Origin of the sequence: uncultured Polaribacter sp. (assembly GCF_947503855.1) — a bacterium.
In the GTDB taxonomy this organism is placed as follows: Bacteria; Bacteroidota; Bacteroidia; order Flavobacteriales; family Flavobacteriaceae; genus Polaribacter.
In genome coordinates this window covers 233,357-244,395 of sequence record NZ_CANNFF010000001.1, presented here as the reverse complement: position 1 = coordinate 244,395, position 11,039 = coordinate 233,357, and the positions used below count along the sequence as shown (strand labels likewise).

Sequence of the window (11,039 nt, the reverse complement as noted above, 5' to 3'; positions counted from 1 at the left end):
TAGAAATTTATAAGATTTTTTACCAACTATAAAATACTATTTTTATAGCATTACTTTTTAATGACTCTTAATCTATATTAGTAGTTATCGTATCAATATAAAAATCAAGACCATTATCTATATTTGTAAATTTATTACCTATTAATCTAAATTCTCCACTCACTACATCTCCTGTTAGAGTTGGTGTTAAAGTTGAAAAATCAAATACTACAGTATGCCACCCATCTTCGTTCGATTCAATAAAATTAACTTGTTTTTGTTGTGAGCTAGTCCCATCACTTAAATAAAGTCTAAAACGTTTATTACTATCATAATTAGTTATATCAGTGAAACTAGGCCAGTACATGCGAACTGTTACTATTAAATTAGCATAATCAGCAAGTGAAACTTCTTCTCCACTTTTAAAAGTAAAATTAAGACTTTTATTTCCTTTACCAGAAGTAGAGGCTATAGTCCATTGTGTTACATTCGTAGCTTCTGTATCTGCAGTATCAGGATTTGTTACTGTTGTTATAGAACAGTCAGGACAAGTAGTTGAAGATGTTAAATCTGCAAATGTAATATCTGTAATTGAATTATCTACATCAAGCCAAGTATCTACCAAAGGTAAAACCTCCTCAACAGCTCCAATGATAATTTGTGCTACAAGTCCTTCCTTATTATCTATACTGTCAGAAATATAGATAAATCTTCCTATACCTTCATAATCGTAATAATAAACACCATTTACTTCACCACCAGTTGCTTCTTGTATAGTTCCGTTTACAGGGATGATAGTATTGTCAACATTATCGACAATCTGTATTACTTTCATTGTACCCAATTGTATACCTGCTAAGTCTTCTTGAATTTGGTGGGTATAATTGTTAGAGTAATCTTGATATAATGTAGAATATAAATAGACTTTTTCAATAATATCTGTTGTTGCATTTACTTCAAACCCTATTCCATCAGATAAATATTGCCATGTTATTAAACCATCTACTTCATCAGTTATATTTTCAGGATTCCCATGCATTAATCTCAAATCTTTGGTGGTATCTACTTCAAGCTCTATTCCTTCTACTGTTTTGTAATCATTTATTGTAGCATATGTGTTTACACCAAATTTAGGTTCAATAGTAGGTATTTTTACAAGGTCAAACTCATTTTCAGATGTACAAGAAATAATTAATAATAACAGAATGGCTGAAATATACTTGCTAGTTTTCATTTAACTTAAGTTTAAGATTTATTCAAAATTATAACATTTATCTAAAAAGTCAATTCTTTATTCGGTCAAAAGCTTGCTCTTTTTTTGCATATGCAAGATTAAGAAGAATTGATTCAATTAATAAAAGATCCTAAAGATAATTTGAGCAACAAAATGAACGAATAGAGAAAGTACTCTTATACTGCTATTAGATACATTTGTAATAGAAAAATATTTGATAAAATAAAATCCAACCTAATGAATTTAAAAAAAATAAATAAGTACACCCTAATAGCTACAATGCTCATATGTTTTTCTAACACAGTTTTTTCACAAGAACCCAAAGTAAAAGGAATGGAAGAGATGTGGGGAGAAACAAACGTTTCTGGAGATGCTTTAAAAAGTGGAAAAGCAAAGTTGTTTGATGAAGGAAATTACGGGATGTTTATACATTGGGGTTTATTTTCGAATCTTGGTGGAGTTTGGGAAGATAAAACGTATTACGGTATTGGCGAATGGTTAATGAGTAAGCGTGTTGCAAATATTTCTCCAAAAGACTATATGAAAACTGCCAAGACGTTTAACCCTGTTGAATTCGATGCAAAAAAGATTGCACAGTTGGCAAAGGATGCTGGGATGAAGTATATCATTATCACCAGTAAGCATCACGAGGGTTTTGCAATGTTTGATTCTAAAGTTAGCGATTTTAATATTGTTAAAGCAACACCATTTGGTAGAGATCCAATGCACGAACTATCTGCTGCTTGTAAAGAGCTAGGTCTTGGATTCGGATTCTATTATTCTCATAATCAAGACTGGACAGCTCCAGGAGGAGCTAGAGGTCCAAAAGTAGATGATAAAGGAAATAAAGTAGATTTTAAAGATTATTTCTATAATAAATGTAAACCACAAGTTAGAGAAATATGTACTAATTATGGACAAATAGACTTTGTTTGGTTTGATACTCCTGGAGATATGCCAGAAGAATATGTGGTAGAATTAGCAAATATGGTAAGAGAGTTACAACCTAAAGCTATGATGTGTAGTAGAGTTGGTTATGGTATGGGAGATTATGCCAGTATTGGAGATATGGAAGTACCTACAAGAAATGTAGAGGGACTTTGGGAAACTTGTGATACAAATAATGATTCTTGGTCTTATGCTTGGTATGATAATAATTTTAAAAGCCCTAAAAAAATTCTTGGCAGAGTAATTGAAACTGTTGCAAGAGGTGGGTCTTATTTATTTAATGTTGGTCCAAATAGTAATGGAGCTATTCCAAATATAGGAATTGAATTCTTGCAAGAGTCTGGAAGTTGGATTAAAAAATATCCACAAGTAATTTATGCTGCTGGTAGTTCTCCTTGGGGTTATGCATTACCTTGGGGTGATGTAACAACAAAGGACAAATCACTCTTTTTGTCTGTAGGGAAATGGCCAACTAATGGTAAATTATACTTACCAGGATTAAAATCAAAAGTGAAAAAAATATCACTTTTAGATGGGGCAAAAAGCTGTAAATTAAAATTCTACAAAGAAAACGATTGGTTGGTTATAGAGGTTCCATATAATGCTCCTGAAGATCTTATTTCTGTTATTCAAGTAGAACTTAAAGAGGATAAAGCAACTGTAGAAACGAATTTAGGAATATACCCAAATATTGAAACTAGACTTTTAACAGAGTTCGGAAAAGCGACAGGAGCTGAACAAAAAAATGTTCGCTGGATGGAAAAATTTGGTGAATGGAAACATGCAAACCAAGCAAGTAATTGGGAAAAAGATGGTTATGTTTCTTGGGAAGTAAATGTGCAAAAACCAGGATATTACTATTTAGATTTAGAATATAAAGGTGATGGTAGATTGGTTTGGAAAACTACTACAGATGAAGATATTAAAGTTCAAAATCAACAAGCTGCAACAAAAAAATACGCATATCGAAGAATGGGTATTTTAGAATTTAAAACGGCTGGTAACCATATTATTAAAACAACTTTAGTAGAAGGTGATGTAAAAACATCTAGCTTAAAATCTATTATGATTTCACCAATAAAGTAATTGTAAAAGTGATGAAATTCTATTTTTTGCCTAAAATTTTATGTATCCTAGGTTTGTTTCTAATACAAACTACCTTTTCTCAGAACGATAAACATTTTCCTGAATTTAGTTGGGATAAAGTTCCTGTAGCATTTCACTTTGGAAAAAAAGGAAATCTTTTAACTAAAAAAGAAGCAAGATTTGTAGCTGATCATTCCAATTTTGTAGTGCTAGAAAAAGCACATGGTTTTCCAAAATACAGGTCTTCTGAAGAATCTATTGCTTTAGATGCAAAGGTATTAAAAGACTTAAATCCAGATATGAAAGTGGTGTTCTACTGGAATGCTTTTTTAGATTATTCTATGTACGAAGCTCATAAAGAATATCAAAAAAAATCAGATTGGTGGCTAAAAACAAAAACTGGGGAGTTAGATTTAAAAGACAATAAAATTAAACGTTATGATTTATCTAATAAAAAAGTAAGGAAATGGTGGTCTAATGTTGCAAAAGAAAATTTAAATAATAAAAACATAGATGGTGTTTTCTTCGATGCTTTAAATCAAGTGACTAATCCAGGAAATAAGAAGCTTTGGGGTATAGATAAATATAATGCAATTCAAAAAGGGCTAAAAGATCTTATTAAAGAAACTCGATGTAAAATTGGTGATGATAAATTAATCGTTTATAACGGAATTCGCTCTACACCAAATAGAAACACTGGAAACGACTTTCCTGAAAATACTGATGCTGTAATGATTGAGCATTTTGGGTATTTTAATAGCAAAACAAAAGAGAGTATGCTAAAAGATATTCAAGAAATGGAAAAAGCAGGTAAAACTGGTAAAATTGTAGTTTTTAAAGCTTGGCCAGAGAATGCTTGGCTAAACAAAGCTTTTATGAAAAAATCGGAAAAAGCAAAAGAAAAGATTTCTAAAAAACATATCAATTTTGCATTGGCCTCTTTTTTGGCAGGTGCACAAAAACATTCTTATTTTATTTATAATTGGGGTTACAGATTAAGTATGGGTTCACTTTTATGGTATCCAGAATTAGATAAGCCATTGGGTAAACCTTTAAATGAAATGCAAACAAATGGTTGGGTTATAACTAGAAACTACGAATATGCAAGTGTTTGGGTAGATTTAGAAAATAAAAAAGCAACAATCGACTGGAAAAAATAGAATTACAGAAATGAGATTAAGTACCTACTTTTATTTTTTGATGCTGATGTTTTTAACATCTTGTCAACAGCAAACAAAATTATTAGATCAGGTAGATAAACCTAATATCATCATTTTTTATGCGGATGATATGGGATATGGAGATTTGGCAATTCAAAATCCACAATCTAAAATCCCAACTCCTAATTTAGATCAATTAGCAAAAGAAGGAATGTTAATGATAGATGCTCACAGTTCTTCTGGTATTTGCACACCTAGTAGGTATGCTCTTTTAACAGGTAGATATCATTGGAGAGATTTCAATGATATTGTACATTCGATGGGTGAATCTGTTTTTAAAGAAAATCAGGTTACTTTACCTAGAATACTTCAAGAAAATGGTTATCATACAGCAGCAATTGGCAAATGGCATTTAGGCTGGAATTGGGAAGCCATTAGAAAAAAAGATTTTACAAAGAAGGAAAAAGTAATACGAAGAAAAAAGGAAACTGAAATTTGGCCAGCACAAGCTTATGACTGGAATAAAAAAATTCCTAATGGACCTTTGTCTTTTGGTTTCGATTACTATTTTGGAGATGGAACTATCAATTTCCCTCCTTATACTTGGATAGAAAACGATAAAGTCACAGAAGTACCAACTATTACGTTACAACATCCAATAAAGGAATTGGCTTTAGAAGGAAATTGGGAATTAAGACCTGGTCCAGCAGTTAAAAATTGGAATTTTTATAAGGTTTTACCAACTGTAACAAAAACAGCAGTAACATTTATCAAAAATCAAAAAAAAGCGAAGAAACCTTTCTTTTTATATCTTCCTTTTCCATCACCTCATGCACCCATAATTCCAAATAAAGAGTTTAGAGGTAAAAGTAAAGCAGGTGCTTATGGAGATTTTGTATATCAAACAGATGATGCAATTGGGCAAGTTTTAAAAGCATTAAAAGATATAAATACTGATGAAAACACAATTGTTATTTTCACTTCTGATAATGGGGCTGAAAGATATGCTTATGATCGAATTAAAAAATATAAGCACGATAGTTCAAAACCATTTAGAGGCGTCAAAAGAGATATTTATGAAGGTGGACATCACATTCCATTTATAGTAAAATGGCCTAATAAAATTAAACCAGGTACTGTAAATCCTCAACTTTTTAGTCAAATAGATCTTTTAAGTACTTTGGCTTCTGTTACAAAAAGTAATGTGCCAAAAGATTTTAAGCACGATAGTTATAATTTTTCTGATGTTTGGCTTACACACAAAAAAAAACCTGTTAGAGAAACGTTGATTCATAATACATGGGAATCTAAATTTGCCATTAGAAAAGGCGATTGGTTATACATCAATAATAAAGATGGCTATCATACAAGAAGACAAAAATGGGTTATAGAAAAGTTTGGCTTTAAAAATACGAAGGATACTGTTCAACTTTTCAATCTTAAAAAAGATGTTGGACAGAAAATTAATGTAGCAAGTAAGTTTCCAGATAAAGTAAAGGAATTAGAACTAGCATTAATCAATCAACAAAAAACAGAAACGTTTCAAAATTATAACTAATATGAGGATAAGCCAGCTAAAATTTATCATACCCTTGTTAGTTATAATTTTAATACTTTCATTTAGTAAAACTAAAAAAGATGCTAAAATAGTAGTAGAAGCTACAAAACCTAATATCATTTTTATTTTTGCTGATGACTGGGGTTATGGAGATTTAGGTGTTTATGGAAATAAGGAAGTAGTTACTCCTAATTTAGATAAAATGGCTGCAGATGGCACAAGATATACCCAGTTTCACGTTACAAGTGGAGTCTGTTCTCCAAGTAGATCAACCGTTTTAACAGGCCATTTTCCTGCAAAACATAGAGTTCATGGTCATTTTGCTCAACATGATTTTAACGTGAAGAGAAATATGCCAGATTATTTAGACGATTCTTTACCTGTATATTTACCAAGAACAATGCAAGAAGCAGGTTATAAAACGGCTCATTTTGGTAAATGGCATTTAGGTGGTGGTGGTTTGCCAAATGGCGATCCAAATGCACCAGAACCAAAGGTTTATGGATATGACGAAACTAGAGTTTGGAATGGTAATGGCCCAACTTGGAAAGGAGATAAAAAGTGGCCAACAACAAGATATATGGATAGCGATTCGCTTTGGGTACAAAGCTCTAGTAGAATTGCTGTGGATGAAACCATTGATTTTATCAAAAGAAATAAAGGAAAACAGCCAATGTTTGTTAATTTGTGGTTGAAAGATCCACATACACCACTTTGGCCATCAGAAGAACAACGTAAATTTTTTAAAGATCTATCACCAAGCAAGGAAACTTATTATGCTGTTTTAAAAGACGCAGATTTTCATATTGGTAGATTATTAACGTCAATATCAGAAATGGGATTAGATGAAAATACAATCATTATTTTTTCTAGTGATAATGGCCCAGCGGCTTATGGTCCATCAAAAGAAGCAGGTTCTACAGCTGGTTTAAAAGGCAGAAAAGTAGATATTTTGCAAGGAGGTGTTGTTGTACCTTTTATCGTAAAATGGAAAAATCACGTAAAAGCAAATAAAGTTGATTCCATAAGTGTACTTTCTACAGTAGATTTATTACCAACATTTGCCAATTTAGCGCAAATTGAATTGCCAAAAGATTATAAAGTTGATGGAGAAAATATTACATCAATTTTAGAAAATAAAAGTTTTAAAAGAACAAAACCATTATTTTGGGAATGGCGTTTTCCAAAAGCGAATTCTAATCATTGGGCAGAAGCAGCAGTAAGAAATGATGATTGGAAACTCTTGTTTAATGAGAAAGTTAATAGAGAAGAATTGTATAACATTGTTAACGATCCGTTTGAAAAAAACAATCTAGCAAAAAATAATAAAAAGCTTGTAAGTGAACTTAAAAGTTTATGGAAAGATTGGAAAAAAGAGTTGCCTAAATAATTTTAAAATGCACTATTTCCTTCTAAAATCAATATAAAAAAAGAATAAAATGAAAAAAACAAAAATATTATTAATCGCTCTATTTGGACTTACAATTTCATGTATATCTCAATCGATAAATGAAACTTCTAGTAAAGCAACAAAAAAGCCAAATGTTATAATTGTAATAACTGATGATCAAGGTTATGGAGATATAGCTGCGCATGGTAATCCATTGGTTAAAACGCCTGCTTTAGATAAATTTCATGATCAATCAGTTCGATTAACAGATTTTCACGTGGGTCCAACTTGTGCGCCTTCAAGATCTGGATTAATGACAGGTAGATATGCAAACAGAGTTGGTGTTTGGCATACCATAGGTGGAGTTTCTATTTTAAGAAAAGAAGAAGTAACTATGGCTGATATTTTTAAAGAAAATGGTTATGAAACTGCAATGTTTGGTAAATGGCATTTAGGTGATACTTACCCTTCTAGACCTCAAGATAAAGGTTTTAAACACACAGTTGCTCATGGTGGAGGTGGTGTTGGACAAACTCCAGATTATTGGGGAAATGATTATTTTGATGATACATACATGAAAAATGGAGTGCCTACAAAATACAAAGGATATTGTTCAGATATTTGGTTTGATGAAGCAATAAAATATATTGAAGAAAAGAAAGACCAACCGTTTTTTGCTTATATCTCTACAAATGCGCCACACTTACCATATAATGTTCCTGAAGAGTATTATAATAAATACAAAGATTTAGATATTCCAGAATTTCAAAAGATTTTTTATGGAATGATAACGAACGTTGATGATAACTTTGCTAAACTTCAGCAAAAATTAAAAGATTTAAAAATTGATGATAATACCATTGTTATTTTTATGACTGATAATGGAACTGCTTCTGGTTATAAAAAAGTTGGCGGAAAATTACACGGATTTAATGCAGGTATGAAAGGAACAAAAAACAGTGAATATGAGGGAGGTCATAGAGTGCCGTTTTTTATTTCTTATCCTAAAATGGATATAAAAGGAGGTAAAGATATTGACGAATTAACTGCACACATAGATGTTTTACCAACATTAGCATCACTTTGTGATATTAAATTACCAAATATAAAAATTGATGGATCAGACATGTCTTCTGTAATTTTAGGAAATCAGAAAACCATTAATAGAGAATATTTAGTAACAGATTCACAACGAGTACAAGCTCCAGTTAAATGGAGAAAAAGTGCGGTTATGAGCGATAAAATGAGATTAGTTAATGGTAAGGAACTGTATGATATAGCTAAAGATCCAGGTCAAGAGAATAATATCGCGAATCAAAACCCCGCAATTGTTGAAAAAATGAAAGGTCATTATGATGAATGGTGGAGTTCTGTTTCATCAAAGTTCAATCAGTTTCCTGTAATTATTTTAGGTTCAGATCATCAAAATCCAATTGAATTAACTTGTCATGATACACATGTACATGATTCTAAAATCCCTTGGAATCAGGATTTTATAAGAGAAGCAAAAAAGAATCCTATGGGTGGGAATTTTACTGTAGAGTTTGAACAATCAGGAAAATATCAAATAGAAATTAGTAGATGGCCATTTGAGTCTGATTTGGCAATCAATGATGCTGTAAAAGGAAGACCAGCTACAATTGCAACAGAAGCAATTAGCGAAGGAAGAACTATGAACTTTATAAAAGGAGGAGTTCAAATAGGTGCTTGGAAGCAAGAAAAAAATATTGATAAAAATGGCAAATCAATTGTTTTTGAAGGTAATTTCACAGAAGGAAAAACTGATATGAGTGCTTGGTTTACAAATAATGAAAAAGAAGATTGGGGAGCATTTTATATAAAAGTGACTAGGTTATAATTTCTTTGAATATTAAAAAAGATCATATGGCATTTTCATGATAAAATAAAAATATTTAATATGTTTATATTAGATACAATGTTTTTTTTTTTTTTATTCTTTAAGTGTCTGTTAACAAGTATCTTGTGTTTCTAAGAAATGTGCATTTTAACAAAAATAAATTGTGAAATTATAAAAGAATTAAATGACATTAATCCAATAATTTATCATCCAAAATGAAAGCATGTCCAAAATGTAAATCAATGTCCAGTTACAGAATGATTAGAAGAAATTTTATGAGATTAATACCAGGTACTAAATCCTATGCATGTGATAAATGCAATACACTGTATACTTGGTTTTCACTTGTGAATCTCTCTTTTAGGGTTTTTTAATCAAAGAAGTTTATTACAGAGTTTTATAGAAGATCAATATTTTATATCATCGAAGATAACTTTTGAATTTTAAAATGCCTTAAATAAAAAATGCCAGTGAATTCACCGAATTATATTTTTGATGGGTAAATAAAAAAAAACTAAAATCTAAAATTATTAATTAACGAAATGAATAAGGCCTTTTAACTATTTATTAGCTAATAAATTGGAAAAAGTATCAGTGTAAATTTAAAGGGATATTTCTTGCTTCTTTAATTTATTGAAACTGTATTAATGATATAATTTACCGTTTTTATTAGTAAAATAAAATCTGGAAAAATGTATGATTTCGTTTCACTTTTTTTTTAATATCATTTTTAATTAATATTTTTTATTAAAAAAAGAATAAAAAAACACTTTCTGACCTTTGATAAGTGTTGGTTGCAAGGGGAAATGGGGCGAAATTTCAATATAGTATGTACCCTTCTAACACCTATATAAGATGAAGTTTACAGTTTAGTTGCCTTAGTTATATACTCCTTAAGTTAGTGCTTTTTGAAAGGGTTTTTCAATAATTTTAAATTTCTATTATTTTTGAAGTTCTCTCAGATTTTTTTTTAGAGCTAAAAAAACTCCTAGAGACCTTAGATATAAACCTAAAATTATGTCTAAATTAAGCAAGAAAACATTTTTAGAAAAGCACAGCTCAAATCCAGAATTTCACAAAAAAATCCTAAAAAAAGGTACCGTTGAATGGCAACAACTTATTAAATGCCCTCAAGATTATTATGCAGCAAATACAGGGTCAGTCCCAGGAATGATTTATTACAAGGATACTGTAGCTTTTGCAAAAAAGTATCATTTGAGCATACTACAAATCCTAGAAGAATTTGAATCTGATTGTGGAAAACTAGAAAATAAACCAAGTCCACAAGATGAAATTCAGTACTTTAACTGGCTAGCTTGGTTTTCATGGGAGTCTTGTATGAGTGAAGTTATTTCATTTTTAGAGAGTTAAAAAAGAAAATAGAAAGAAGTAATTCTTTCTATTTTTTATCCTTTAATCTATAGGGGTGGTAAACCTGGTAATCGTGGTGCACCTCAACAGTGGTAGGGGTTAGGAGGGGTTTAAAAGTGGTAAGCGAGTGGTAAGCGTGGTAAGGAGCAATAAAAAACCACCTATACAGAATCATTAACTAAATAGATAGTTTTGTTTAAAATTTAGAGACCCACCCCTCACAAAGTACTTTCTTCCAATTTACCACATCCTTATGCCTAGTGATAGTAGAGTGTACAGAGTGGGTGATTTTGTAAAATGGGTTTAAGTACTATTTTTAGTGTTCATCTGGCTGAGGTTATAAGGGGTGGTAAACCTGGTAATCGTGGGACACCTCAACATTGATATGGGTTTTAAGAGGTTTTAAAGTGGTAATCCACTGGTAAAGGTTGGTAAGGAGCAATAAAAAACCACCT

The 11,039-nt window shown here is 30.9% G+C and carries 7 protein-coding genes; 6 read left to right on the top strand and 1 reads right to left on the bottom strand.

Going from position 1 to position 11,039, the window contains the following annotated elements; translation table 11 throughout:
* Window positions 1-67: 67 nt before the first annotated feature.
* Window positions 68-1,213 carry a hypothetical protein gene (locus Q0662_RS00960; RefSeq protein WP_298946151.1) on the bottom strand — a complete coding sequence of 382 codons (1,146 nt, stop codon included), beginning with the start codon at window positions 1,211-1,213 and terminating at the stop codon, window positions 68-70.
* A 237-nt stretch (window positions 1,214-1,450) separates the two neighbouring features.
* Here Q0662_RS00960 and Q0662_RS00955 point away from each other — a divergent pair, with 237 nt between their 5' ends.
* The 6 genes from Q0662_RS00955 (at window position 1,451) to Q0662_RS00930 (ending at window position 10,584) form a co-directional block, all read left to right on the top strand.
* Entirely contained in the window at window positions 1,451-3,247 is a 1,797-nt protein-coding gene (locus Q0662_RS00955) for an alpha-L-fucosidase (RefSeq protein WP_298946149.1), read from the top strand.
* A gap of 11 nt (window positions 3,248-3,258) precedes the next feature.
* Window positions 3,259-4,407: a putative glycoside hydrolase gene (locus Q0662_RS00950; protein WP_298946147.1), complete on the top strand. Its 1,149-nt coding sequence runs from the start codon at window positions 3,259-3,261 to the stop codon at window positions 4,405-4,407.
* Between the two features lie 10 nt (window positions 4,408-4,417).
* Window positions 4,418-5,965: an arylsulfatase gene (locus Q0662_RS00945; protein ID WP_298946145.1), complete on the top strand. Its 1,548-nt coding sequence runs from the start codon at window positions 4,418-4,420 to the stop codon at window positions 5,963-5,965.
* A 34-nt stretch (window positions 5,966-5,999) separates the two neighbouring features.
* Window positions 6,000-7,355, top strand: a complete 1,356-nt coding sequence (locus Q0662_RS00940; RefSeq protein ID WP_298946143.1) for a sulfatase-like hydrolase/transferase — start codon at window positions 6,000-6,002, stop codon at window positions 7,353-7,355.
* 49 nt (window positions 7,356-7,404) lie between these two features.
* The gene (locus tag Q0662_RS00935) at window positions 7,405-9,213 is read left to right on the top strand and encodes an arylsulfatase (RefSeq protein ID WP_298946141.1); all 1,809 of its coding nucleotides are present in this window, start codon (window positions 7,405-7,407) and stop codon (window positions 9,211-9,213) included.
* Between the two features lie 1,017 nt (window positions 9,214-10,230).
* Entirely contained in the window at window positions 10,231-10,584 is a 354-nt protein-coding gene (locus Q0662_RS00930; RefSeq protein ID WP_298946139.1) for a hypothetical protein, read from the top strand.
* Window positions 10,585-11,039: the final 455 nt, after the last annotated feature.